General features: G+C 58.8%; 25 protein-coding genes. 10 read left to right on the top strand and 15 right to left on the bottom strand.

Translation table 11 applies throughout. The features are described from left to right. Window positions 1-27: 27 nt before the first annotated feature. Window positions 28-1,632, top strand: coding sequence for a methyl-accepting chemotaxis protein (locus L8H52_RS07095; protein WP_242206343.1), 1,605 nt, complete (start codon window positions 28-30; stop codon window positions 1,630-1,632). Window positions 1,633-1,745: 113 nt separating this feature from the next. Further along, window positions 1,746-1,949 (top strand): hypothetical protein, encoded by a 204-nt coding sequence (locus L8H52_RS07090; protein WP_016982990.1) that lies wholly within the window; start codon window positions 1,746-1,748, stop codon window positions 1,947-1,949. A gap of 7 nt (window positions 1,950-1,956) precedes the next feature. Here L8H52_RS07090 and L8H52_RS07085 read toward each other — a convergent pair whose 3' ends face one another. Beyond that, complete coding sequence (locus L8H52_RS07085) at window positions 1,957-2,193, bottom strand: DUF2789 family protein (RefSeq protein ID WP_242206341.1); 237 nt, start codon at window positions 2,191-2,193, stop codon at window positions 1,957-1,959. Window positions 2,194-2,239: 46 nt separating this feature from the next. Continuing rightward, the gene (locus L8H52_RS07080) at window positions 2,240-2,491 is read right to left on the bottom strand and encodes a hypothetical protein (RefSeq protein ID WP_242206339.1); all 252 of its coding nucleotides are present in this window, start codon (window positions 2,489-2,491) and stop codon (window positions 2,240-2,242) included. 400 nt (window positions 2,492-2,891) lie between these two features. On the opposite strand from L8H52_RS07080, the gene L8H52_RS07075 reads away from it, so the two are divergent. The 3 genes from L8H52_RS07075 to L8H52_RS07065 all read left to right on the top strand — a co-directional run bounded on the left by L8H52_RS07075 (window position 2,892) and on the right by L8H52_RS07065 (window position 4,700). Continuing rightward, a complete protein-coding gene (locus tag L8H52_RS07075) occupies window positions 2,892-3,362 on the top strand; it encodes a hypothetical protein (RefSeq protein ID WP_102902075.1) in 471 nt (156 codons plus the stop codon). Then, a complete protein-coding gene (locus L8H52_RS07070) occupies window positions 3,359-3,556 on the top strand; it encodes a hypothetical protein (RefSeq protein ID WP_242206337.1) in 198 nt (65 codons plus the stop codon). Before L8H52_RS07075 ends, L8H52_RS07070 begins: the two co-directional genes overlap by 4 nt. A 127-nt stretch (window positions 3,557-3,683) precedes the next feature. Further along, complete coding sequence (locus L8H52_RS07065; protein ID WP_242206334.1) at window positions 3,684-4,700, top strand: ABC transporter substrate-binding protein; 1,017 nt, start codon at window positions 3,684-3,686, stop codon at window positions 4,698-4,700. 99 nt (window positions 4,701-4,799) lie between these two features. On the opposite strand, the gene L8H52_RS07060 is transcribed toward L8H52_RS07065, so the two are convergent. After that, on the bottom strand, window positions 4,800-6,932 hold the full coding sequence (locus tag L8H52_RS07060; protein WP_242206332.1) for a TonB-dependent receptor: 2,133 nt from the start codon (window positions 6,930-6,932) through the stop codon (window positions 4,800-4,802). A gap of 91 nt (window positions 6,933-7,023) precedes the next feature. After that, window positions 7,024-7,413: a DUF2946 domain-containing protein gene (locus tag L8H52_RS07055; RefSeq protein WP_242206331.1), complete on the bottom strand. Its 390-nt coding sequence runs from the start codon at window positions 7,411-7,413 to the stop codon at window positions 7,024-7,026. A gap of 94 nt (window positions 7,414-7,507) precedes the next feature. On the opposite strand from L8H52_RS07055, the gene L8H52_RS07050 reads away from it, so the two are divergent. Continuing rightward, window positions 7,508-7,948 (top strand): DUF3995 domain-containing protein, encoded by a 441-nt coding sequence (locus L8H52_RS07050; RefSeq protein ID WP_007910751.1) that lies wholly within the window; start codon window positions 7,508-7,510, stop codon window positions 7,946-7,948. A gap of 157 nt (window positions 7,949-8,105) precedes the next feature. Here the strand turns inward: L8H52_RS07050 and L8H52_RS07045 are convergent, their stop codons facing one another. The 7 genes from L8H52_RS07045 to L8H52_RS07015 form a co-directional block, all read right to left on the bottom strand. Next, entirely contained in the window at window positions 8,106-8,468 is a 363-nt protein-coding gene (locus L8H52_RS07045; RefSeq protein ID WP_007910752.1) for a Na+/H+ antiporter subunit G, read from the bottom strand. Further along, a complete protein-coding gene (locus L8H52_RS07040; RefSeq protein WP_007910754.1) occupies window positions 8,465-8,743 on the bottom strand; it encodes a K+/H+ antiporter subunit F in 279 nt (92 codons plus the stop codon). The genes L8H52_RS07045 and L8H52_RS07040 overlap by 4 nt, the downstream gene beginning before the upstream one ends. Further along, window positions 8,740-9,228 carry a Na+/H+ antiporter subunit E gene (locus L8H52_RS07035; RefSeq protein WP_242206329.1) on the bottom strand — a complete coding sequence of 163 codons (489 nt, stop codon included), beginning with the start codon at window positions 9,226-9,228 and terminating at the stop codon, window positions 8,740-8,742. Before L8H52_RS07035 ends, L8H52_RS07040 begins: the two co-directional genes overlap by 4 nt. Then, window positions 9,225-10,904 carry a monovalent cation/H+ antiporter subunit D gene (locus L8H52_RS07030; RefSeq protein WP_242206326.1) on the bottom strand — a complete coding sequence of 560 codons (1,680 nt, stop codon included), beginning with the start codon at window positions 10,902-10,904 and terminating at the stop codon, window positions 9,225-9,227. The genes L8H52_RS07035 and L8H52_RS07030 overlap by 4 nt, the downstream gene beginning before the upstream one ends. Then, the gene (locus tag L8H52_RS07025) at window positions 10,901-11,245 is read right to left on the bottom strand and encodes a Na+/H+ antiporter subunit C (protein WP_007910763.1); all 345 of its coding nucleotides are present in this window, start codon (window positions 11,243-11,245) and stop codon (window positions 10,901-10,903) included. The genes L8H52_RS07030 and L8H52_RS07025 overlap by 4 nt, the downstream gene beginning before the upstream one ends. Next, window positions 11,245-14,163: a monovalent cation/H+ antiporter subunit A gene (locus L8H52_RS07020; protein WP_242206324.1), complete on the bottom strand. Its 2,919-nt coding sequence runs from the start codon at window positions 14,161-14,163 to the stop codon at window positions 11,245-11,247. The genes L8H52_RS07025 and L8H52_RS07020 overlap by 1 nt, the downstream gene beginning before the upstream one ends. A gap of 247 nt (window positions 14,164-14,410) precedes the next feature. Then, complete coding sequence (locus L8H52_RS07015) at window positions 14,411-15,346, bottom strand: DMT family transporter (RefSeq protein WP_242206322.1); 936 nt, start codon at window positions 15,344-15,346, stop codon at window positions 14,411-14,413. Window positions 15,347-15,431: 85 nt separating this feature from the next. Between L8H52_RS07015 and L8H52_RS07010 the strand changes: the two genes are divergently transcribed. Together L8H52_RS07010 and L8H52_RS07005 are read left to right on the top strand one after the other, a co-directional pair. Beyond that, complete coding sequence (locus tag L8H52_RS07010; RefSeq protein ID WP_242206320.1) at window positions 15,432-15,995, top strand: XRE family transcriptional regulator; 564 nt, start codon at window positions 15,432-15,434, stop codon at window positions 15,993-15,995. Then, window positions 15,996-17,396 carry an FAD/NAD(P)-binding protein gene (locus L8H52_RS07005; protein ID WP_242206318.1) on the top strand — a complete coding sequence of 467 codons (1,401 nt, stop codon included), beginning with the start codon at window positions 15,996-15,998 and terminating at the stop codon, window positions 17,394-17,396. Window positions 17,397-17,449: 53 nt separating this feature from the next. On the opposite strand, the gene L8H52_RS07000 is transcribed toward L8H52_RS07005, so the two are convergent. Further along, the gene (locus L8H52_RS07000) at window positions 17,450-18,391 is read right to left on the bottom strand and encodes a polyprenyl synthetase family protein (protein WP_242206316.1); all 942 of its coding nucleotides are present in this window, start codon (window positions 18,389-18,391) and stop codon (window positions 17,450-17,452) included. Window positions 18,392-18,839: 448 nt separating this feature from the next. On the opposite strand from L8H52_RS07000, the gene L8H52_RS06995 reads away from it, so the two are divergent. Continuing rightward, a complete protein-coding gene (locus tag L8H52_RS06995; RefSeq protein ID WP_242206315.1) occupies window positions 18,840-19,811 on the top strand; it encodes a hypothetical protein in 972 nt (323 codons plus the stop codon). Between the two features lie 58 nt (window positions 19,812-19,869). On the opposite strand, the gene ppnN is transcribed toward L8H52_RS06995, so the two are convergent. Next, entirely contained in the window at window positions 19,870-21,243 is a 1,374-nt protein-coding gene (gene ppnN, locus L8H52_RS06990; protein WP_242206313.1) for a nucleotide 5'-monophosphate nucleosidase PpnN, read from the bottom strand. A 223-nt stretch (window positions 21,244-21,466) separates the two neighbouring features. Between ppnN and L8H52_RS06985 the strand changes: the two genes are divergently transcribed. Then, window positions 21,467-21,994 (top strand): DUF3087 domain-containing protein, encoded by a 528-nt coding sequence (locus L8H52_RS06985; RefSeq protein WP_242206311.1) that lies wholly within the window; start codon window positions 21,467-21,469, stop codon window positions 21,992-21,994. Here L8H52_RS06985 and L8H52_RS06980 read toward each other — a convergent pair whose 3' ends face one another. Together L8H52_RS06980 and L8H52_RS06975 are read right to left on the bottom strand one after the other, a co-directional pair. Continuing rightward, a complete protein-coding gene (locus L8H52_RS06980; RefSeq protein ID WP_242206309.1) occupies window positions 21,995-22,369 on the bottom strand; it encodes a DUF2784 domain-containing protein in 375 nt (124 codons plus the stop codon). 52 nt (window positions 22,370-22,421) lie between these two features. Beyond that, a complete protein-coding gene (locus L8H52_RS06975) occupies window positions 22,422-23,357 on the bottom strand; it encodes a diguanylate cyclase (RefSeq protein WP_242206307.1) in 936 nt (311 codons plus the stop codon). Between the last annotated feature and the right edge of the window lie 31 nt (window positions 23,358-23,388).

Below are 23,388 nucleotides of genomic sequence, written 5' to 3'. Positions count from 1 at the left end.
TAATGAGAACAAGCGTGGGGTGTTGATATGACGAGAGATGGATCTCTGGTTGGGGCTTTGCCTGCACCAGTGCTTTTGCCGAAAAACCGCTGGATCGCTCCGACCCTGCAAAGCATCGCCCTGATGCTGTTGCTGGCCGGCATGACTCTGGGTGAGTGGTCGCTGTACATTGGCATGCCGCTGGCGGTGCTGATTGTCTGGCTGCCACGCCTGCGTTCCCGAACTCTCCCCGATATACAACCTGCCGAGACTGGCAGCGCAATGTCTGAGCTGACCCGCGACCTTTCCTACACCACCAGTCATAACGCCTTGTCTGCGGCGGGTGTGGCGTTTTCGGTCAAGGAACTGGCGAGCAAACTCGAATCGCAACTCGATGCGGCGGCGCAAATCGTCAGCAATGCCGAGGTCATGATCGCCACAGAACATGCGACTTCGCAGCTCAGCCGTGCAGCGCTTGAGGCGGCCAGCCAGGCGCATCACAGCAGCGCGGCGGGGCGCACGGAACTGGTGGATTCGATCGCGCGCATGCATCAGCTCAGTCAGCGCGCCAATGCCAGCCGTGAATTGATCGAAGCCTTGAGTCTGCGCAGCGACGACATTCAGCGCGTGACGCTGGTCATTCAGTCGATTGCCAGTCAGACCAATCTGCTCGCGTTGAACGCGGCGATCGAAGCGGCGCGGGCTGGTGAGCATGGTCGCGGTTTTGCCGTGGTGGCGGATGAAGTTCGTGGGTTGGCGGCGCGTACGGCGTCGGCAACCGGTGAAGTCGGTGAGATGGTCGCTGACATTCAACAGCGCACGGCGCAGGTGGTTGAGCAGATTCGCGAGCTGTCCAGCGATCTGCAAACGGGCGTCGAGCAGGTCGAGCACACCGGCCAGCATCTGCAGAACATTGCGCGATTGGCAGCCGGGGTGGAAAGTCAGGTCGGTGAAATTGCCCAAGGTGCGGAAACCAATCGCGAACAACTCGACAGCCTGTTCAAGGCGATCGAGCAGATGCGCAGCGATCTGGCGATCAGCGATCAACAGACGCGCCGCCTCGCAGAAGCCGCCGTGCAAATGGAAGGGCAGGCGGAAACCATCAGCGAACGTCTGGCCGAAGTCGGGCTGGATGACTATCACCAGCGCATCTACGATCTGGCCCGCGAAGGCGCGAGCCAGATTGCTGCGCGGTTTGAGGCGGATGTCGAGCAGGGCCGGATCAGCCTCGAAGATCTGTTCGACCGCCAATACCAGCCGATCCCGAATACCCAGCCGGCGAAATTTCAAACCCGTTTTGACCGTTACACCGATCAGGTGCTGCCGGCGATTCAGGAGCCATTGTTGCCGCGTCACGAGGGGCTGGTGTTTGCCATCGCCTGCACGCAGCAGGGTTATGTGCCGACGCACAATCAGCTGTTCAGTCAGCCGTTGACGGGCGATGCGCAGCTCGACGCGGTGAACAATCGCACCAAGCGCAAGTTTGCCGACCGCACGGGTATTCGCTGCGGCAGCCATCAGCAACCGGTGTTGTTGCAGACCTACACCCGCGACACCGGTGAGCTGATGCATGACCTGTCGGTGCCGATCATGATCAAGGGCCGGCACTGGGGTGGTTTGCGCCTGGGCTATAAGCCGGAAAGTCCGCGCTGAGGGATTGTTACGCCCGATGCAATGAATCTGTGCACCGAGCTCGCTGTTTCCGCTCGAAAGAAACCATTAACCTGACCACTTAGTTAGGTTGCTAATGATTTCGGGAGGGCTGCATGCAGTGCAGAGTTGATGTCGCCGTGATGATCGGCAGTGGCGTGCCTGCCGGTTTGCGCGCAATGGGCCGCAGCGTCTGCTGGGTGGTGTTGCTTAATGGCGAGCGTCGCGGCACGGCGTTTGCCAGTCGCGACGAGGCCGAAGAATGCAAGGCTGCGTGGCTCGCGCAGTTGCACGCCGAGCCGGGTGACAGCCTTCACTGATCCGGGATTACTTGCCTCGGTGCAGGCGCACATTCAGTTCATCGACCATGACCGCTTCTTCACCGTCCGCCCGTAACCATTCCTTGAGCAATTGCGCCTGTTGCGGTGACCAGAAGTCAGCGTCGATCAGTTTGGTGTTGGCGTCCAGTGGATGCGCCTCGATGAAATCGTCGATCGCGTTATCTTCTGAATCTAGCCCCAGTTGATCGAACAGGGTTTTCAGATCGTATGCTGGCAATTCCATCGTGTACTCCTTCGGTGGGCGCCGGTCTGGCGTGGTAGGTCTCTCTTTATCTGAGGCAACCGCTCGCCAGGAGTTCGATTTTCGATTCAAGTGAGCGGGCGAGGGCGCAGGCTTCGTTGTGATCTTCACGGAAACCTCTTACGCGCCCGGTCGAGGTTTCCTTGATGTGGAAGAAGGCATTGCCGGCCGGTACGACTTGAAAGCGTGGGCAATGGTCGTTTATATCAGTGGCACGCAGGATCAGCGGCGATTCGATACGGGCGTCTGTGGTCATGGCAAAGTGAGTCCGAGTGCACATATGAAGTCCTTTTCATCAGTTGGCCGATATTTACAGGCCGTTTCGGGTAGTCGGAATGAGCATCGCTGCTCTAGAATCGCCAGTACCTGTTGACGACAGGGCTTATCTAAAGCAATTTTTCGCCAGCGATATGTCGGAAAAGTGCTTTTTTTCGTGAGAATTTTCCCTAAAGTTCGTAGTCAGACAGCTCTTGCCAGCGGTGAGGATTTTTCCTTCAAGCTTTGGCGAAATCTGGATGAGTTTCGCGAGTGACAATCCAGTAGTCTTGGGGGCCTCGCGCTGAATCGGCACTCTGCTCGATTCGGCTATTTATTTGAGTCAATTGGTAGTTGCATCGGCCTGGCTTTTTTTGCCGTGCGCGTTTTCCGTGTGCGGTTTTTTCAGATGTGGGGATGTTTCTTTGGCAGTCAGTAATCTCGATATGCATGCTTTGTTCGTGTTGGGTGATTTGCGTGCAAAGCTGGTCAAGCTGTTCCAGTCGCGTTTTGTTTACATCACCGAGCAGAACGCCGAAGGTATTTACGTGGCCGAAATCGACACCGAAAGTGCCTTGGTGGTCGATGACAAACCGGGGCTGAAGCTCAAGGTCGGCGATCATTTCAGTGCATCGGTCTTGCCCAGCCGTGAAGGTGGCAAGATGGATATCCGTTTCCGCGAAATCAAACTGACGGTCTATGGACTGGGCGATTACGCCTTTGTCGACACTGCCGACGGGCACGCGATCCTGTTCAAGGAAGGCCACAGCGTGGTGACCGTGTTTGCGGCCAACCAGCAATTGCAGGAAGGCCTGACCAAGACCCTCAAAGCCGTTACCGCCAAAGCCGCCAAGTGGCGCAAGGGCGAGTTGGTGACGTTCAAGGCCAGCGAGTGAGCCGCGCGGATTTCCATTCGCAGAATCTCGACACTGCACGCGAGGAGGCCCGGCGCTTGTTTACCGCCAAGGCCGAATTGCAGGGCGCCTGGCTGAACTGGGTGGCTGCGCAGATCTACCAGTTACGTCCCGCGGAATACGCCAGCATGGTCAGACGTGAGCTGCAAAGCTTGCAGGAAAAGTCTGATTCGTAACCTCGTCCGGGGCATGGCCCGGAAAAAGCAGGAACCTCGGCTACAGTCAGTTGACTGAGTATTCAGAGGCTTGCGGTCTTCTGTCAGGCCATCCTGCCATTGCTGTGAACAGCACGAGGTGCAATGCATGAACGGATTTCGACGGTTACTGGCCGCCAGCGTGGCCACGTTCGGTTTGCTGACATCAGCGCAATCGGTGACCGCTGCCCAGGCGCCGATCCATTTTGCCGACCTGAACTGGGAAAGCGGCAGTCTGATTACCGATGTGTTGCGGATCATCGTCGAGAAGGGCTACGGACTGCCGACCGATACGTTGCCCGGTACCACCATCACGCTGGAAACCGCGCTGGCCAACAATGACATCCAGGTCATTGGCGAAGAATGGGCCGGGCGCAGTCCGGTATGGGTCAAGGCCGAGGCCGAAGGCAAAGTTGTCAGCCTGGGCGATACGGTCAAGGGCGCTACCGAGGGCTGGTGGGTGCCGGAGTATGTGATCAAGGGTGATCCGGCCAAGGGCATCAAGCCGCTGGCGCCGGACCTGCGCAGTGTCAGTGATCTCAAGAAGTACAAGGACGTGTTCAAGGACCCGGAAGCTCCGAGCAAGGGGCGGTTCCTCAACAGCCCGATCGGCTGGACTTCGGAAGTGGTCAACAAGCAGAAGTTGACCGCTTATGGTCTGCAGGACGATTACACCAATTTCCGCAGTGGATCAGGCGCGGCGCTGGACGCCGAGATCAGTTCTTCGATTCGTCGCGGCAAACCGGTGCTGTTTTACTACTGGTCACCGACGCCGTTGCTCGGCAAGTTCAAACTGGTGCAACTGGAAGAGCCACTGTTTGATGCTGAAGCGTGGAAGACCCTGACTGACGCCGATAATCCCAATCCGAAACCGACGCGGTCGCTGGCCTCGAAGCTGTCGATTGGTGTGTCTACGCCATTTCAAAAGCAGTATCCGCAGATTGCCGAGTTCTTCAGCAAAGTGGATTTCCCGATCGAACCGTTGAACAAGGCGCTGGCGGAGATGAGCGAGAAGCACACGGCGCCACGGGAGGCGGCAGTGGCGTTCATGAAGGCGCACCCGGACGTTTGGCAGGCCTGGTTGCCGAAGGATGTGGCGGAGAAGGTTTCGGCTGATCTGAAATAGAGGCTGTAGCGGCCGGCCTCTTCGCGAGCAAGCTCGCTCCCACATTGGTTTTATGAACGACACATATCCACTGTGGGAGCGAGCTTGCTCGCGAAGCTTTTAGAACTTGGTAGCCACCGCCAATTCAAAGGTACGCGGTGATCCGAGGTAATACGCCGGCGAAACGTGTGCAAATTCGGCATACACCTCATTGGTCAGGTTACGCACGCGCCCGGTCACGGTGGTGTGCGAATCGACCTTGTAGCTGAGGAAGCTGCCAAACAATGTGTACGACGGCACGGTCATGGTGTTGGCCGTGTCTGCATATACCGATGCCACATATCGCGCATCAACCCCACCTTGCCATTGCGGCGAAAAGTCATACGTCAGCCACAGATTGCCGACCCGATCCGGCACGTTGGTCGGCGTGTTGCCTTTGCGCGACACCACCACACCGGCAGCATTCTTTTCAGTGAAATCATCGTACTGCGCATCGACCCAGGCGAAGTTGCCTTCGGCCAATAGCTTGTCGGTGATCCGCAAGGAGCTGGCGATCTCAACGCCTTTCGAGGTCTGCTGGCCGACCGCAATGCTGCTGGTCGGGTCTAGCGGGTCAGTCACGGCGAAGTCCTTTCGCTCAATGGTGTAGGCGGCAATCGTCGCCGAGCCGCGCCCGTTCAGATAATCGAATTTGCTGCCGATCTCCCATTGCTTGCCGGTCGAGACATCAAAGTCCTGCGTGCCGTTCGGTTGCTCGGCGGCGGTGCTGTATTGCACGTAGACGTTGGCCGAGGGAATGAACTGGTAGCTCAGGCCGGCTCGTCCGGTGACTGGCTCCCAACTGCGTTTTAGGTGCTTGGGATTGGCAGCTGTCACGGTGCGATGGTTGGTCACATCGAGGTCAATGTCGTCATAGCGCAGACCGGTGAGCAGCGACAGTTTGTCGGTCAACGCCAAACGGTTTTCCACAAACAATGCCTTGGTGGTGACCTCGTTGGTCTTGTCGCTGATCAGCTTGGGGTTGGTGCCGGGAATGTCGTAGAAGTGCCCCGGACGGTAGTTGTTCGGGTCAATCGTGCTCGCACCTTTGATGTTCAGCGGCGAGTTGGTGGTCTGGTTGACCTTGTATTCGAAGCCCCCCGACCACGTCGTGTCGAGACCGAACAGCGTGTTGTCGTGGCGCAGTTCGAACTGGTTGCCGTTCTGCTCGCCCTGATGACGCACTTGATACGCGGTGGAGCGGTTTACCGCGGTGTTGTCGGCGTTGTACTGGTAGGTTTCGAGGTTGCGGTAATCGCGTTGACTGTCGAGGTGATACAGCGTGTTGCGCAGAGTAGTGCTGTCGTTGATGCGGTAATCGATGATCGAGCGCACCCAGATCGTTCGCTGCTCGTAACGACCGTCCTCGACGTTGTAGTTGTTGAAGCGGTTGTGTTTATCGATCTTCAACTCGCCGGCCTTGGGATTGAGTACGGGTGTACCCCAGTACGGACTGTCTTCATGTTCGTCCTGATATTCCAGAGCCAGGGTGTGCGACAGGTCGGGCGTCAGGTCGCTGAGCAGCGAGAACGCCACGCTCCAGGCATCGCGCTCTTGGCGGTCGATGTAGCCGTTGCTGGTGTTGTGGCTGACGTCGAGGCGCGCGTAGTGCTGCACGTCGGCGCCTGGCTCGGTGAGGGCGTGGTTGAGGCCGAATGCGGTTTCGGTGGTGTCGTAGGTGCCGTAGCTGACCCGCCCTTCAACTGCTTGTTCATCACGGCTGGCCAGTTTGGTGACGTAGTTCAGCGAGCCGCCAACGGAGCCTGCGCCATTGATCAGCGATGACGGGCCGCCGACCAGTTCAACGCGGTCATAGATCCACGAATCGACGGGGCGGGCGAGACCGCCGGAAACGTTGATGCCGTTGAACATCTGGGTGATCTGGCTGCTGGTGAAACCACGGTAGGAAACGAACCCACCGAAGCCGGGCGGCGCGCTGGCGTTGACCCCGGGCAAGGTGTTGGCGGCGTCCTGGAAGTTTTGCGCGCCATGGCGCTCGATGTCGTTGCGATTGGCGATGGCCACCGAAGCCGGTGTGTCACGTACGCTCAAACCCAGGCGCGAGGCCATGCCGCTGGATTGGTCGAGGCTCAGCCCCGGTTCTGCGCCGGACTCGCCATCGATGGTGATCGGCGCCAGATCCACGGTGGATTGCGCCCAGACGTTAACGGACAGGCAGCCGCACAGGCTCGCCAGTAGAGTGAGTTGTTTCATCATTGAATCCTGAATGCTTGTCTAGGAGTCAGCGCACAGGCGAACGCCGCGCGTTGGCGCAGTGGGCTGACAAATCAAAAGGTAGAGACACTCAGGCGAGCGGAGGGGCGCGGGGGTTGGCCGAAGGCCAGGTGAAGCGGGCAGGGAGGTCGGCGCTGACAATGGGTGCCAGCGGTGGGCTGCGTTGTTCCGGCAGGATCGCCAGGGTCAGGCTGGAGTTGAACGCCGGGCCCATGCCACCGCCGACCGAGCACAGCGGGCAACCAAACGCTTTGGACAGCGTTGGCAGTGGTTCTTCGGTGGGGTTGCTGGCGAGCGGCGCTTGAGTGGCCGGGTCGACTGTACAGAACTGGCCGCCGATACCGTTCAGCTGCATGCCGACCATTTGTCCGTGACCGATGCTGCAGGCGAACACGTTGAACAGGACGCAGCAATAAAGCATCCAGGCCAGCAGTGAGCGATCGGAACGGGAGAATTTCATGGGGCGGCACTTTACCTTACCGCTGATCGGTCGTGCACTTGAAAAAAATCCGACTAGGATGGTTTGTTCAAATCCCTTTCCAAGGATTTCAACCATGACCTTTGTGTTGGCTCAATGGCTGGTGACAACGTTTGCGGTGATTGCTTTGATGCACGTGTATTGGGCGTTGGGTGGGCAATGGGCGGCGGCAGTAGTCGTGCCGCAGGTGCCGGTGCGCGGATTTGTCGCAACGGTGCGACCGGCGTTCAAGCCGTCGGGCTGGCTCACGTTGATCGTGGCGGCGGCGTTGCTGGTGATTGCGGCGTTGGTGTGCATGCGGGTTGGCTGGGGAATGCCGGCGGTGACGCACAAGGCGCTGCAATGGGTGATCAGCGCGATTGCGCTGTTGATGTTTGCCCGGGCGATTGGTGATTCGAATCTGGTCGGGTTTTTCAAGGAAGTGAAGGATTCGCGGTTTGCGCGGCTGGACACCTGGGTGTATTCGCCGTTGTGTGCGGTGTTGGGGGCAGGGTTGTTGGCAGTGGCGTGGGTTTGAAACAGATCTGAAATTTGCGATGACTTGGCTGGCCCCTTCGCGAGCAAGCTCGCTCCCACAGTGATTTTGGGTGTTCACAGATATGTGACTTCACCCCAACCCCTGTGGGAGCGAGCCTGCTCGCGAAAGGGCCAGTCCAGACACTGAAAACTCTGAACTAACTACCACTCTCAGTGCGGCGGCTACTGACCTCAGCCGGCACATCATCCCCAGCCATGCGCTTACGGAACAATGCCGCCCGCGCCAGCAGCAATGTGGTCACCGGTACGGTAATCGCCAGCAAAATCGGGATCAGCCAGGCATGTATGACCGGCCCGGATTTCAGCGCCGAAAAGCAGATGATCGACGCCAGTGCGACACACCAGGCGCCCAGCGTCGAAGCCAGTGCTGGCGGGTGCATGCGTTGGAAGTAATCTTTCATGCGCAATAGCCCGATCGCACCGATCAGCGCGAACAGGCCACTGAGCACCAGCAGGATCGCCACCGGAATCTCGATCCACAGAGACAGTTCAGCATTCATTCGATCACCTCGCCACGCAGCAGGAATTTCGCCAGGGCAAACGAGCCGACGAAGCCGAACAGCGCAATCAGCAGCGCCGCTTCGAAGTAAGTGTCACTGGAATAACGAATGCCCAGGGTCAGCATCATCAGCATGGCGACGATGTACAGGTAATCCAGCGCCAAGACCCGATCCTGCGCCGACGGCCCTTTGAACAGGCGTACCAGCGTCAGCACCATCGCCAGCGAGAACAGGAACAGCGTCAGCAGAATCGCGTTCGACAGTAATGGGCTCATTCGAAAATCTCCATCAACGGCCGCTCGTAGGTGCTCTTGAAGTGCTCGATGAATTGCGCTTCGTCATCCAGATCCCAAACGTGCAGCAACAGAATGCTGCGATCCAGCGCCAGTTCCGACCACACCGTGCCGGGCACCACCGTGCAGATCATCGCCAGGGTCGCCAGACCATGGGCGTCGCGCAGGTCCAGCGGCACTTTGACAAAGCCTGAACGCGGCGGGCGACGACCCGCATTGAGCACACCCCAGGCGACGATCAAGTTGGACATCACCACGTCACGACCGACGACCAGGAACAGCCGCAGGATCGTCACCGGCCGGCGAATGCGCGCGCGTTTCGGGCGCAATTTGCGCATCATCAGTGGTGCAGCAAATCCCAGTATCGCGCCGAGCAAAAGGTTGCCCGGGCTGATCGACAGGTTCAGGGTCAGCCACAGGGCGCACAGTGCCAGCGACAACAACGGTGCAGGCAACACACGGTTCATGGCTGCACCTCCAGCATCGCGGCTTTGGCTTCCGGACTCGGTACGGCACGGGTGCCGAGCACCGCCATGACGTATTGCTGCGGGTTGTTCAGCGCGTCGGCGGTGGCCTGGGTGTAGCGCAGCAGGGGTTCAGCCTTGAAGGTCAGGACCATGCTCAGCCCCAGCAGCAGGAAGATCGGCGCGCATTCAAGTTTGCGCAGCAGTGGTGAAGGGCGCTCTTCGGGTGTCCAGAAACGCTGAATGCCGAGGCGCGAGAATGCCATCAACGACGCCAGCCCGGAAAGGATCAGCAGCGCCAGCAACGCCCAGGCCGCGTTGGAAATCGGCGCGCCAGTACCCAGGCCCAGAGGGTTAAGCAAGGCGCCGATCAGGCTGAGCTTGCCGATAAAACCGGACAGCGGCGGCATGCCGATGATCAGCAGGGCGCAGGCGATGAAGCTCAGGCCGAGAAACGCCATGGTCCACGGGATGACCTGACCGACCACGGCTTTCTGCTCGTCATCAAGGTTGATGCCTTTCGGTGGTTGCAAGGATTCCTGCGGGCGCGGCAGCAATTCGCTTTCGTCTTCCAAGGGGATCTCGTTGGCCGAGCGCGAACGTTCGATCAACTCGGCCAGCAGGAAAAGCGCACTCAGTGCCAGCGTCGAGCTGACCACATAGAACAGCGCGGCGCCGATCAGGTTCGGCTGGGCGAACCCGATTGCCGACAACAGAATCCCTGCCGACACCAGAATGCTCAGGCTGGCCATGCGCTCCAGGCGTTGTGCTGCGAGAATTGCCAGCGCCGCGCAGGCCATGGTCGCCATGCCGCCGTAGATCAGCCAGTCGCCGCCAAAGAACGCGGACGCTCCAGCCTGGCCTGAGAACAGAAGGGTCCACAGGCGCAGCAGGGTGTAGACGCCGACCTTGGTCATTATCGCGAACATCGCCGCCACCGGTGCACTGGCCGAGGAGTAGGCCGGCACCAGCCAGAAGTTCAGCGGCCACATGCCAGCCTTGGCCAGGAACGCGACGGCGAGAATCCCCGCACCGGCGTGGAGCAAGCCACGGTCGGCTTCCGGCACCAGCGGAATCTTCAGCGCCAGATCGGCCATGTTCAGCGTACCTGTCACGCCATAGATCAGCGCGGCGCCAATCAGGAACAGCGATGAGGCAAGCAGGTTGATCGAAATGTAATGCAACCCCGATGACACCCGCGCCCGACCCGATCCATGCAACAACAAGCCATAGGACGCCGCCAGCAGCACTTCGAAGAACACGAACAGATTGAACAGGTCAGCGGTCAGGAACGCGCCATACAAGCCCATCAACTGAATCTGGAACAGTGCGTGGAAGCTCGACCCGGCGCCGTCCCAACGGGCCATGGCAAACAGCAAAGCGCTGACGCCGATGATCCCGGTCAGCACCAGCATCAGCGCCGACAGGCGATCGACTACCAGCACAATGCCGAACGGCGCCTGCCAGTTGCCCGGCAGGTAAACGCCGATCGAACCGGGCACGCCGGTGGTTTGCGTCCATTGCAGCAGCATCACCGAAATGAACAGGCCTACGAGGCTGGAGAACAGATTGATTTTCGCCTTCAGCGGTCGGTGCCGTTCGCCGAGCATCAACATGATGGCGGCGGTCAGCAGCGGCAGCAGAATCGGTGCGGCGATCAGGTGAGTCATCGCCATCATTCTTTAGGCTCCCGGCCGTCGACGTGGTCGGTGCCGGTCAGGCCGCGCGAGGCGAGCAGAACGACGAGGAACAGCGCGGTCATGGCGAAGCTGATGACGATCGCGGTGAGTACCAGTGCCTGTGGCAACGGGTCGGTGTAGTGCAGCAAGTCTTGCGTCACGCCATCCTTGATCACCGGCTCCTTGCCGATGAACAGGCTGCCCATGCTGAAGATGAACAGGTTGACGCCATACGACAGCAGACACAGGCCCATGACCACCTGGAACGTCCGTGGGCGCAGGATCAGCCAGACGCCGGACGCGGCGAGCACGCCGATGGCGATTGCGATGACTTCTTCCATCAGACGGCTCCTTTACTGGCGACGGATTTTGGCAGCGATGCAGTCTTGTGACCTCGCACCGATTGGTGGGCGAGGGCAGTGAGGATCAGCAGCGTCGAACCGACCACCACGCCATACACGCCAATGTCGAAGAACAGCGCGCTGGCGACGTGGATGTCACCCAGCAGCGGCAAGGTGAAATGCCAGGTGTGCGTGGTCAGGAACGGATAACCGGCGACCATCGCGCCCAGACCTGTAGCGGTGGCGAACAGTAATCCGGTGCCCATCCAGCGCAGCGGCCGCAGACTCATTTGCGCCTCGACCCACTGCGTACCGGCGACCATGTATTGCAGGATGAACGCCACCGACATCACCAGCCCGGCAACAAAACCGCCGCCCGGTTGGTTGTGCCCACGCATGAACAGGTAGAACGACACCACCAGCGCAATCGGCAACAGCAGGCGCACCAGCACGGCCGGCACCATCATGAAGCCGAGTGCGGTGTCGCTGGCCGAACGCGGGTTGACCAGGTCGGTGACCACGTCCGGCGCCAGCAAGCGTTGCTGGGCTGGCAACTGCAGGCTTTCTTTCGGCGGGCGGAAGCGGCGCAGCAGGGCGAATACGGTCAGGGCCACGGCGACCAGTACGGTGATTTCACCGAGGGTGTCGAAGCCACGGAAATCCACCAGCATCACGTTGACCACGTTGCTGCCGCCGCCCTCGGGCATGGCGCGGCTGAGATAGAACGAGGAAATGTCGTTCGGTGTCTGCCGCGTGAGCATGGCGTAAGACAGCAGCGCCATGCCGCCACCTACGGCAATCGACAGCAGCAAGTCGCGCAGACGACGAATCCGCGCCTTGCGCAGGCTGCTTGGCAGTGGCGAGACTTCTTCGATACGGCGTGGCAACCAGCGCAGACCGAGCAGGATCAGCACAGTGGTGACCACTTCGACTGCCAGTTGCGTCAGCGCCAGGTCGGGCGCGGAGAACCAGACGAAAGTTACGCAGGTCATCAAGCCGCAGACGCTGACCATGGTCAGGGCGGCGAGACGGTGATACTTGGCCTGCCACGCGGCGCCGAGGGCACAGGCAATCGCCAGTAGCCAAAGAGTCACGAAAACGATCGATCCGGGAATCTTCGGCCGGTCGCCCCAGCTCAGGCTGCTGTGCAGCATCGGAATCAGGCCGGCGAGTACCGCCGCCAATACCATCAGGAACAATTGCATCTGCAGACGCTTGGTGCCCAGACGCCGCTCGACGCGTCGGGCCATGCGCATCATCACCACCAGACTGCGCTCGAACAGGCGCTTGCCGTTGAAGCGGCCTACCAGCGGCGGGTATTTGAAACGGCCGAGTTTGAACTGGTTGCGCAGCAACAGGTAGACGACGATGCCGCCGGACATGGCGATCAGGCTCATGATCATCGGCGCGTTCAGGCCGTGCCAGATTGCCAGGCTGTATTCCGGCAGCGTGCCACCAACCACGGGCAACGCGGCGGCGGCGAGCAACGGGCCGACGATCTGCGCAGGGAAAATACCCACCAGCAAGCAAGTGAACACCAGCAATTCTACCGGTGCCCGCATCCAGCGCGGCGGTTCGTGCGGGGTGTGCGGCAGATCAGTGGCTGGCGGACCGAAGAACACATCGACGGTGAAACGCAGCGAGTAGGCAACGCTGAATGTACCGGCGATGGTCGCGACAATCGGCAGCGCCGCTTCAACCCACGCCGTGGCGTTGATGAACACGGTTTCGGCGAAGAACATCTCTTTCGACAGAAAGCCGTTAAGCAGCGGCACGCCTGCCATCGAGGCGCTGGCAACCATGGCCAGCGTCGCGGTGAACGGAATCAGTTTGATCAGGCCGCTGAGTTTGCGGATATCGCGGGTGCCGCTTTCATGGTCGATGATGCCTGCGGCCATGAACAGCGAGGCTTTGAACGTAGCGTGGTTGAGGATGTGAAACACCGCCGCCACGGCGGCCAGCGGACTGTTCAGGCCCAGCAACAGGGTGATCAAGCCGAGATGGCTGATGGTCGAGTAAGCGAGCAGACCTTTGAGATCATTCTGGAACATCGCGCAATACGCGCCGAGCAACAGCGTACACGCGCCGGCCCCGCTGACGATGTAGAACCATTCTTCACTGCCAGACAGCGATGGCCACAGACGCGCGAGCAGGAACACCCCGGCTTTGACCATGGTTGCCGAATGCAGATAGGCAGAAACCGGTGTCGGCGCCGCCATTGCGTGCGGCAACCAGAAGTGGAAAGGGAACTGCGCACTTTTGCTGAGTGCGCCGATAAGAATGAGGGGTAAAAGAATAGGGTAGAGGGCATGTGCGCGAATTAGATCGCCGGCGGCCAGGACCTTGTCGAGGTCATAGCTGCCGACGACATGGCCGAGAATCATCACCCCCGCCAGCAGGCATAATCCGCCGGCACCGGTGACCATCAACGCCATGTAGGCACCGCGACGGGCGTCGGCGCGATGGTGCCAATAGCCGATCAACAGGAATGAAAAGAGACTGGTCAGCTCCCAGAAAAACACCATCTGAATCAGATTGCCGGAGATCACCAGACCGAGCATGGCGCCCATGAACGCCAGGAAAAACGCGAAGAAACGCGGCACCGGATCGTCCGGCGACATGTAATAACGGGCATATAAAGAGACAAGGGTGCCGATGCCCAGCACCAGCATCGAGAACAGCCAGGCGAAACCGTCCATGCGCAGAACGAAGTTCAGACCGAGGCTGGGCAGCCACATGAACTCTTCACGAATCACACCGCCGTGGGCAATTTGCGGGTACAACATCGCGACCTGAACGGTACCGATCAAAGCGACCAGACCTGCCAGCAGGGATTCGGTATTACGCGCGTTGTGTGGCAGCACCGCTGCCAGACAGCTGCCAATGAATGGCAGAAGCAGTAGAACTATCAGGGACATAGGCTTCTAATCTGCGGAAGTTTGTGAAGCATCATACGTGCCAGCTCCCCGATCACCAAACGCCAGGATGTCTCAGAATCCTACAAAGTAGTCTGGAATTTTCTGTTTGGCATTGTTTCAGGGGCAGCGATGTTGTGGCAGATGGCCCTTTCGCGAGCAAGCTCGCTCCCACATTGGAATGTATTTCAAAATGTGGGAGCGAGCTTGCTCGCGAAAGCGTCGGGTCAGACGCTGAAGATGTTGCGGATCAACCCTGCGTTTCCCGCTCCAAGTCAGCTTCGGCTTCCGCGACCTTACCCTTGGTCTTCAACTCACTGACAATCACCGCCGCAACAATCAACCCTGCGCCCACCAGCGCAATCGCTGGCAAACGTTCCCCGGCAATTCGCCCGACAATCCCGGCCCACACCGGCTCACCGGCATAGATCAACGTCGCCCGGGTTGGCGAAACACTCTTCTGCGCCCAGTTCATCGCCACCTGAATCGCCGCACTCGCTGCGCCCAGCCCCAACGCGGTCACCAGCAGAGTCCAGGAAAAATCCGGAAGCATTTCCCCGGTCGGCACCACCAACAGGAACGACAGCACGGACGTGGTTGCCAGTTGCACGACGGTGACTCGACGCACATCGACCTGGCCGGCATAAGTGCTGATCAGAATGATCTCGGCCGCGATCGCAATGGCGCTGATCAACGTGGCTATTTCACCCGGACTGAAATTCAGCGCAGCCCCGGACGGCCCCGACAGCAACATCAGCCCGGTAAACGCCAGCATGATGCCGATGCTCGGCATCAACCCGGGGCGCCGCCCGAGCACCAGCCATTGCAGCAACGGCACGAACGGCACATACAACGCGGTGATGAACGCCGACTGACTGCTCGGGATCGTTTGCAGTCCGACGGTCTGCAGGCCGTAACCAAGCATGATCGCCACGCCGATAAACGCGCCGGCCCTGAGTTCGAACAGGGTCAGTTCGCGCAGATGCCGCCACGAGAACAGCGCCACGATACAAGCCGCCGCCGCAAAACGCAGACCGACAAAAAACATCGGCCCGCTGACCGTCATCGCATGCTGAACCAGCAGAAAGGTGCCGCCCCAGATCATGGTGATCAGCACCAGCACGCACTCGGCTTTGCTGAAACGAGAAAAACGAAGGGGAGTGGGAGAGCTGTTCTGCGACGTCATGACCTTGCGCACTATAAAAAGGAGGTCGCACAATGCGCCCAACGTTGCGCAGTATACTGCCCAACCTCACCGAGTGAGCAATATAGTGCACAAAGATTCAACGCAACGGGCGTCCGTCCTGCAACACGTCAGCCTGAATGTGCGACGTCTACGCCATGCCGCTGACATGAGCCAGACCGCGCTGGCGAAAAAGTCCGGGGTCAGCCGGCGCATGCTGGTGGCGATCGAGGCGGGCGAAAAGAACGTCAGCCTGACCACGCTTGATCGTGTTGCCGAGGCGCTTGATGTGGCGTTCAGCGATCTGATCCAGGCGCCGGATGCGCGTGATCCCAGCCGCATCAACGAGGTGGCATGGGCGGGCACGATCCCGGGGAGCAAAGCGGTGCTGCTCTCCAAAGCCACGGCCACACGCGAAGTCGAGCAGTGGGAATGGTGTCTGCAACCTGGCGAGGTCTACCCGTCGCAAGCGGATGCCGAGGGCTGGAGCGAGCAGATTTTCGTCTTTGAAGGTTGCCTGACGCTGATGCTCGGCGATCAGCCGCAGCACATCGGCACTGGGGAGTTTTTCATGTTTGCCAGTAACCAGCCGCATTCCTATCGCAACGATGGCGATGTTGCGGTGCGGTTTGTGCGTAATGTGGTGATTTGAATGAGTCAGAGCGCAGACATCCTGATTATCGGCGGCGGCCTCAGCGGCACGATGCTGGCGGTGCAGTTGTTGCGTCTACCCGTCCGGCGCAAGGTCCTGATCATTGAGCCGCGTAATGAATTGGGACGCGGCGAGGCCTACAGTGCAGTCGAGTTGGGCCACACACTCAACGGCAATGCGGCGCGCATGAGCGTCGATCCGGATAATCCTGATGATCTGACGCAATGGCTGACCGAGCACATTGCCGGCGGAGGCTGGCCGGAGTCTGCGGAGCAGAACGTACCGGTCAGCGAACTGTTCCCGCCGCGTGGTTTGTTTGGTGTCTATGTGCAGCAGCGTCTGGTTGAAGCGCGGCGGGTCGGGGCGCGTTATGGTTCGAGCGTTGAACACATTCGAGCGGAAGTCGTCGATCTGCAGGTCGATGCCGATTCGGTGCAGCTCACGCTGAGCAATGGTCAGTCATTGTCTGGATTCTGCGCAGTGCTGGCGACCGGCATGTTCCCTGCCGCACGAACTCCGCAGAAAGCTTCCAGTGGCCTCAACGCCGCCGCCCTCGATCCCTGGGATGTCGCGGCCATGCGCCAACTCGATCCGCAATCCACCGTGATGATCATCGGCTCCGGCCTGACCATGGTCGATGCCGTGGTTTCGCTGGAACAGGCCGGGCATCGCGGGCCGATCGAAGTCTTTTCCCGACATGGCTTGCTGCCCCACGTGCGCCGACAACCGCCAGTCTGGATCGACTTTCTTGGCAGCGATCACAGCCTGCGTACGCCACGACAGTTGTTGCGTGAATTGCGTCGGCAATGCCGGGCAGCCATCGCACAAGGTATCGATTGGCAGGCGCCGCTGGACACGGTGCGGGTGCACATAGCCCGGCTGTGGAGTCAGGCGACTGACGTGCAGCGTCGACAATTCGTACGGCATGTTCGGCCGTGGTGGGAGAGTCATCACCACCGTTCGCCGCCGTTGAGCGCGAAACTGGTTGAGCGATTGCACAAAGAAGGGCGATTGCGGATTCACGCGGCGTCGTTCAAAGGACTTGAGCCAAGAGAGGATGGCAGTGTGGGCATTCGTATAAGAAGGCGTGGTGAGTCTGAAACGTGCGTAGTGCAGGGCGCCGCGCTGATCAACTCCAGTGGCATCGAATACGACTGGCGCCGCGTGGCACGACCGTTGCCGCAGCAGTTGCTGGTGCGTGGTCTGGTGCAGTCGGGGCCGTTGGCATTGGGAATCGCGGCGGCAGTGGATGGCGCGGTACTGGATGCCGAGGGGCGTGCGGCTAGCCGATTGTTTGCCATGGGACCACCGTTGCGCGGGATGTGGTGGGAGAGTACGGCGGTGACGGATGTGGCGTTGCAGGCCAAGGCATTGGCGGCGCGCCTGTCGGGCCGTGGTTGAGGCAGTTCTGCTTGCAGTGCACGGCGACATGGGTTTTTCGAAGAAACGTTTTTTCAAATATTCAACTGAAGTGATGCATAGAAATTATCCTGCGGGTTTTGTTCGAAGTGCACGTGATGGAGAAAACTCTCAAGTTGACTGAAGTCCAGCTCATTGAACTGTTGCTGTGCGAGTTGGAAAAAGCCTAGCAGGTTTGCATAGCTGTCTTCCATGATTGTTAATGCTTTGGAGAATACCTCAGCGTTTCCCCAATTAATTATTATCTGTCGTTTCTGCATTTCGCTTCTATTGCGCTTGTGCAGTGGCTGATTTGCAATAATCATCAGGAACGATTTGGGGCCTCCTTCAAGATCGGGCGCAAATCCTTTTTTCGCATAATGCGGAATGTGATTGATGTCGCAATAGTCGTTAATAAAGCGATAGTAGACGGAAAGCTCAAGAAGCATTGATTTCAGAAAGTTGTAACATTGCTCTGGCAGGGGCTTAAGTTGTTGGCAGGCTTTCAGAATGAATATGAAAAAACATCCGGTATTCGCTTGAGCAACATAGCGGTACTGCTCCATGGTAGGCAAGTCCGTTCCCTCGCTGAAGAGGGTGTCGAGATGCTGGCCGATGTGCAACTCCTCCAGGCTATCGAGGCCTGCTTGAACTAATGTCATAGCTCCTGATTCACTGAGCGATTTCAACCCTTGAATGTAACCATACATGCCCGAAATCAGCGCTGTGGCCACGCCATATCTGACCCACACCGAGTCGGCTCCGCGACGAACCCGGTCTTGGTCGATGATGTCATCGTGTATCAGAGAGGCAGTGTTAAAACGCTCGACACAGTCGCAGATAATTCGGGTTTTATCGGTAGAAAGTCGGTACACACTCGCCAACGCCTGTGTCAGGTCTGTTCGGACTTTCATGCCCGCATGTTGCTCCTGATACTCGAATGCAACAAACCAGCTTTTTTTGGCAGCCGCATATTGCTGAGGGTTTGAAGGGAACATGGCAGATTACTCCCGGTGCCAATCAGAGCGGCGTTTGAATAAATGTTTGCAAGGGTGTCGCAGTCAGCGTCTCTAAAAAATAGCGTAAAAATTATTGGGTGTTTGTTTTTTTTTAGGACTTATTAATTATAGAGTTTTCGCGATTGCGTTCTATATCAGGTTGACCGTGATAGTCGATGGGCGGTAGCGGGGAGAGTTGAAGCCTTGTTTTGATGAACTAACGTTAGAGCAACTGTGTAAGTTCGCCTCTCTGCGCAGGCGAACACCTTGGTGTTCGTCTTGGCTCTCGCGGAGTACACCGTATAGCTACAAATGATTGTTCAACTGCAAGGTATCTACGGTTTCAGCGTATGTGACGATGGTCGTTCATCGAGGATGACGATATGTTTATCCCGCTCTTTTTCAGCGCGCTGCGTGATATTTCACCTGATAATCACGGAGTTGCCCCATGAGTTACTCACTGCCACCGATCTTGCAACTGATTGATGTTGCACCGAGTCCTATGGCTGACCAGGCCGAACAACAAACGCGTGCTTGGCTTGAAAGTCTGGGGCTGACAGATTCCGTCAAGGCGATACACCAGTTGGATATTTATCTACCAGGCAAATACGCTGCCTTCATGTGGCCCCATGCGAACGCGCAAACGCTGAATGTACTTTCTGATCTGACCGGGTGGTTCAGTTGTCAGGATGACTTGGCCGATGAGGATCTGAGTTGCTCTCCTGATGCGCTGGAGAGGGCGTTGCGACAAGTGCACGAAGTTGCGACCGAGCATGACGGAGGTCAGTGCGGAGGACTGCCCGGGGGATTGAGGGACATTATTCGTCGGGCGGGGGCGTCAATGCCTGATCAGTGGGTACGACGGACACTGGATCAATACAGCAGCTATTTGTATTGCTGCGTGAATGCCTCGACGCATCGCATCGGCGGAACCCAGCCTGGACTGGCCGATTATGAAAGTGTGTGGCGCAATGCCGGAGGTTTTCAGGTGTGCTTTGAGTTTACGTACTTTGCCTGTCGGATAAATCTTCCCGCAACGGTTTATTACTGTTCGCTATGGCAGGAATTGCGCAGGCTATCACTGAATCTGATGAAAGCGGTCAACGATGTGCTGTCGTTCTGCATCTTGGCTAATCCTGATGAGGACGTTTACAACCTCCTGACTCACCTTCGACATCATCATGGACTGAGTCCGGATCAGGCAGCGGCTGAAGTGAATCAGAGAATTGAGGTGTGGATGCGACAGTTTCTCGACCTGCAGGCGCGACTACCCGACGAGCTTGATCGAATGAGGTGTGAAACCGACGTACGTGAGCAAGCATTGCGATGTGCCGAGGCGTTCAGAGTGCAATGGCTCGGCAACGTCGGCTGGCATCGGTCGGTACCGCGCTATCGGGAAATACGTTTCAAGCCAAATTGAGTCGGTCGAACCGCCACGAAGACCCGAAGCAAAATCTTCGGATCTTCATGCTTGTGGATTACGCGACCACGCGATAGCACGGCACATACGCCGCGCCACCCGGCAACTTCATCCGGTGCTGGGCGACGAAGGCTTTGAGCAGCGCATCGAGCGGTTGCATGATCGCCGCATCACCACGGATCTGGTACGGCCCGTGTTCTTCGATCAGGCGAATGCCCTTGTCCTTGACGTTACCGGCGACGATGCCGGAGAACGCCCGACGCAGGTTCGCCGCCAGTTCGTGCGGTGGCTGGTCGCGGTGCAGTTTCAGGTTGGCCATGTTTTCGTGGGTCGGATCGAACGGGCGCTGGAAGCCTTCGTCGATTTTCAGCAGCCAGTTGAAGTGGAACGCATCGTTGCGCTCGCGACGGAACTGCTTCACCGCTTTCAGCCCCTGAGTCATCTGCCGTGCCACTTCGGCCGGGTCGTCGATGATGATTTCGTAATGCTGCTTGGCCGCTTCACCGAGGGTGGCGATGACGAAAGCGTCGAGTTGTTCCAGATACGGCGCGGCGTGCTTCGGCCCGGTGAGGATCACCGGGAATGGCAGCCCTGCGTTGTCCGGGTGCATGAGGATGCCGAGCAGATAAAGGAACTCTTCGGCGGTACCGGCGCCGCCCGGGAAGATGATGATGCCGTGGCCAACCCGTACGAACGCCTCCAGACGTTTTTCGATGTCAGGCAGGATCACCAGCTCGTTGACGATCGGGTTCGGCGCTTCGGCGGCGATGATGCCCGGCTCGGTCAGACCCAGATAACGACCGCCGTGAATACGCTGTTTGGCGTGGGCGATGGTCGCGCCTTTCATCGGGCCTTTCATCACGCCGGGGCCGCAACCGGTGCAGATGTCGAGGCTGCGCAGGCCCAGTTCGTGGCCGACTTTCTTGGTGTATTTGTATTCTTCGGTGTTGATCGAGTGACCGCCCCAGCACACGACGATTTTCGGCTCGACGCCCGGACGCAAAGTGCGCGCATTGCGCAGCAGGTGGAAAACGTAGTCGCTGATGCCTTGCGAGGTGCTGAGGTCGATGCGCTGGCTGTCGAGTTCGTTTTCGGTGTAGACGATGTCGCGCAAGGCGCTGAAGAGCATTTCGCGGGTGCTGGCGATCATTTCGCCGTCAACAAAAGCGTCGGCCGGAGCGTTCAGCAGCTCCAGGCGTACGCCGCGGTCCTGTTGGTGAATGCGGATTTCGAAGTCCTTGTAGGCTTCGAGGATGGTCTTGGCATTGTCGACATGGGCGCCGGTATTGAGGATAGCCAGGGCGCACTGGCGGAAGAGGGTGTAGGTACTGCCGGATCCGGCTTCGCTCAGTTGCTGGACTTCACGTTGAGAAAGGGTTTCCAGGCTGCCTTTCGGGCTGACCGAGGCGTTGATTACGTGTCGTTGGGTCATGCAATGATCCTTAAAACGATGTCATCTCAAGACTAGGCGATGGCATCCGAATAGTGTGTATCCATGAATGAAGATGGCACGATCTGCGCTATACCGCCATGTCCCCTTTGGACGCTGAAAAGATGAAGAGGAGCCCCAGCATAGCTAAATCCGTCGCAGAGGCGATAATGCGCCGGCCGGTTTTTTCAGTTAGCCCTTTTGTCGCCCAAGGAAGTCATTTGTGATGTTCGAGATTCAGCCGATGGATGCCGCTACCTTTCGCCAGCAGACCCGACGCAGCACGATCATCATCGCCGTGCTGTTCCTGGTGCTGGCAATGTTGTTTTCCAGCGTGGCGGTGGCGCTGTTCGGCGAACCTGGCGGCGATAACCTGCGCTTCAATGTCGGCGGGGTGTTTGTGGCGTTTCTGCTGACGGCTGCGCTGTTGCGCGGGCGTTTCTGGAATCAGAGCTGGATGGCGCCAGCGGTATACAGCTGGCGGCTCAAGCGCAGCCTGATGAGTATCACCAATGTGATGCATCAGGTGACGGCGGCGGTGGAGCAGAATGATCCGACGGCGATGAAGGTGCTGCGCTTCTACCATCTCGGGCTGACACAAATGCACGAACTGGACGGCAACTCCAGCGATCACGGGCAACTGTGGCGCGAAGTCGAAGCGCACAAGGAGCGGATGCAGGCGCTGGGGCTCGACATTGAGCAGACGCGTCTGGATCCGGTCTGGCTGGAAACCTTGAAGCAGACGCGGCGCTGATTACAGCGCTCGACGCAGCCTCCACGAACGGATCAAGCGACCATACACCAGCAGGTTGACCGCCAGCACTACGCTGCCGAGCGCCAGTTGAATCTGCGGGGTGAGCCCGGCCGGGTAGATGACCGGCCAGATGTAATGCTCGATGAAGCCGCCGGCGTATTCAGTCTGCCCGGCCGCATGGCGCATGAGATTTTCCCAGTAAGTCAGCGGACAGGTCAGGTGCAGTACCTCGACCATCACGCCCCAGGTGGCGGCGGGTAAATGCAACCACATCAAACGTGGCCATTTGAGCACCAGCAGCCCGCCAAACAGCACGAACAGAATAAATGACAAATGGAACAGCACCAGCCCGTCGGCTGCGATTCGGTACAGCATGTCGTCTCCCTGACGCGATTGTGAATGGCGCTATGTTACGCCGGTCAGGGGATTAATCGTCAGTACGAAAATCAGCGAATTCCGCGCGCATCCGACCGTTGTGTTTGGCCTGGTAGAGCAGTTTGTCGACGCGCTCGACAAAATGCAGTGGATCGCTTTCGGCGCTCGCCTGCGTAGTGCCCACGCCGAGGCTCAGACTCACCAGCGACGACACTGGTGATTGAGCATGAGCGATCTGCTGTTGGCGGATCAGGTGCAGGCATTTTCGGGCGACCAGACGCGCCGATTCGGCATCGGTTTCCGGCAGCAGCCAGACAAACTCTTCACCGCCGATCCGAGCGATGAAATCCCGAGGACGATTGGCCGCCAGCGCCAGGGTCTTGGCCACCTGGCGCAGGCATTCATCGCCTTTGATGTGGCCGTAATGGTCGTTGTACTGCTTGAAGTAGTCGATATCGAGGATCAGCAGCGACAGCGGCAATCCCGTGCGTTGGGCGTTGAGCCATTCGCGTTCGAGGACGGTGTCGAACATGCGCCGGTTGGCAATGCCGGTCAGACCATCCTGAAACGAATACTCTTCCAGTTGTTTCTGCAGGCGGATCAGGTGTTCTTCGGTTTTCTTGCGCTCGCTGATATCGAACATGAACCCGACCAGCGCTTCGACTTCGCCGTCCTTGCGCACCACGTGCACGACGTCACGGATCCACACGTAGTCGCCGGTGCTGGTGAGGGCGCGATAATCGGCTTCGTGGTCGACCCCGGCACGCGACTGCGACACACAAAACTCCACCACATAATCGCGATCATCCGGGTGCATGCGCTCGACCCAGTCGTTGACCCCGACCCAACTGTCCTGCTGCCAGCCGAGCAGGGTTTCGATCTGCGGGCCGATGTAGCTGAAGGTCATGGTTTTCCAGTCGATTCGCCACGGGATGGCTTGGGTCGATTCCAGCAGAGTCTTGTACACGTCGCTGTCGATGGCGGTCATGGCAGGGCATGGTCTCGTGGGGAAAATGCAG

The sequence above is a fragment of the Pseudomonas sp. CROZ-RG-20F-R04-15 genome (genome assembly GCF_022662375.1).
GTDB lineage: Bacteria > Pseudomonadota > Gammaproteobacteria > Pseudomonadales > Pseudomonadaceae > Aquipseudomonas.
The sequence above is the reverse complement of the archived record's forward strand: the minus strand, read 5'-3'. Positions and strand labels throughout refer to the sequence as shown.

Excerpts from the sequence above, each read along its gene's own strand:
- ppnN (WP_242206313.1), bottom strand. The coding sequence starts at position 21,243 with ATGACCCAACGACACGTAATCAACGCCTCGGTCAGCCCGAAAGGCAGC.
- L8H52_RS06980 (WP_242206309.1), bottom strand. The coding sequence starts at position 22,369 with ATGCTGTACCGAATCGCAGCCGACGGGCTGGTGCTGTTCCATTTGTCA.
- L8H52_RS06995 (WP_242206315.1), top strand. The coding sequence starts at position 18,840 with ATGAGTTACTCACTGCCACCGATCTTGCAACTGATTGATGTTGCACCG.
- L8H52_RS07015 (WP_242206322.1), bottom strand. The coding sequence starts at position 15,346 with ATGACGTCGCAGAACAGCTCTCCCACTCCCCTTCGTTTTTCTCGTTTC.
- L8H52_RS07090 (WP_016982990.1), top strand. The coding sequence starts at position 1,746 with ATGCAGTGCAGAGTTGATGTCGCCGTGATGATCGGCAGTGGCGTGCCT.
- L8H52_RS07050 (WP_007910751.1), top strand. The coding sequence starts at position 7,508 with ATGACCTTTGTGTTGGCTCAATGGCTGGTGACAACGTTTGCGGTGATT.
- L8H52_RS07030 (WP_242206326.1), bottom strand. The coding sequence starts at position 10,904 with ATGATGGCGATGACTCACCTGATCGCCGCACCGATTCTGCTGCCGCTG.
- L8H52_RS07085 (WP_242206341.1), bottom strand. The coding sequence starts at position 2,193 with ATGGAATTGCCAGCATACGATCTGAAAACCCTGTTCGATCAACTGGGG.
- L8H52_RS07045 (WP_007910752.1), bottom strand. The coding sequence starts at position 8,468 with ATGAATGCTGAACTGTCTCTGTGGATCGAGATTCCGGTGGCGATCCTG.
- L8H52_RS07060 (WP_242206332.1), bottom strand. The coding sequence starts at position 6,932 with ATGAAACAACTCACTCTACTGGCGAGCCTGTGCGGCTGCCTGTCCGTT.
- L8H52_RS07040 (WP_007910754.1), bottom strand. The coding sequence starts at position 8,743 with ATGAGCCCATTACTGTCGAACGCGATTCTGCTGACGCTGTTCCTGTTC.
- L8H52_RS07005 (WP_242206318.1), top strand. The coding sequence starts at position 15,996 with ATGAGTCAGAGCGCAGACATCCTGATTATCGGCGGCGGCCTCAGCGGC.
- L8H52_RS07095 (WP_242206343.1), top strand. The coding sequence starts at position 28 with ATGACGAGAGATGGATCTCTGGTTGGGGCTTTGCCTGCACCAGTGCTT.
- L8H52_RS07080 (WP_242206339.1), bottom strand. The coding sequence starts at position 2,491 with ATGTGCACTCGGACTCACTTTGCCATGACCACAGACGCCCGTATCGAA.
- L8H52_RS07025 (WP_007910763.1), bottom strand. The coding sequence starts at position 11,245 with ATGGAAGAAGTCATCGCAATCGCCATCGGCGTGCTCGCCGCGTCCGGC.
- L8H52_RS06975 (WP_242206307.1), bottom strand. The coding sequence starts at position 23,357 with ATGACCGCCATCGACAGCGACGTGTACAAGACTCTGCTGGAATCGACC.
- L8H52_RS07055 (WP_242206331.1), bottom strand. The coding sequence starts at position 7,413 with ATGAAATTCTCCCGTTCCGATCGCTCACTGCTGGCCTGGATGCTTTAT.
- L8H52_RS07020 (WP_242206324.1), bottom strand. The coding sequence starts at position 14,163 with ATGTCCCTGATAGTTCTACTGCTTCTGCCATTCATTGGCAGCTGTCTG.
- L8H52_RS07065 (WP_242206334.1), top strand. The coding sequence starts at position 3,684 with ATGAACGGATTTCGACGGTTACTGGCCGCCAGCGTGGCCACGTTCGGT.
- L8H52_RS07035 (WP_242206329.1), bottom strand. The coding sequence starts at position 9,228 with ATGAACCGTGTGTTGCCTGCACCGTTGTTGTCGCTGGCACTGTGCGCC.
- L8H52_RS06985 (WP_242206311.1), top strand. The coding sequence starts at position 21,467 with ATGTTCGAGATTCAGCCGATGGATGCCGCTACCTTTCGCCAGCAGACC.
- L8H52_RS07000 (WP_242206316.1), bottom strand. The coding sequence starts at position 18,391 with ATGTTCCCTTCAAACCCTCAGCAATATGCGGCTGCCAAAAAAAGCTGG.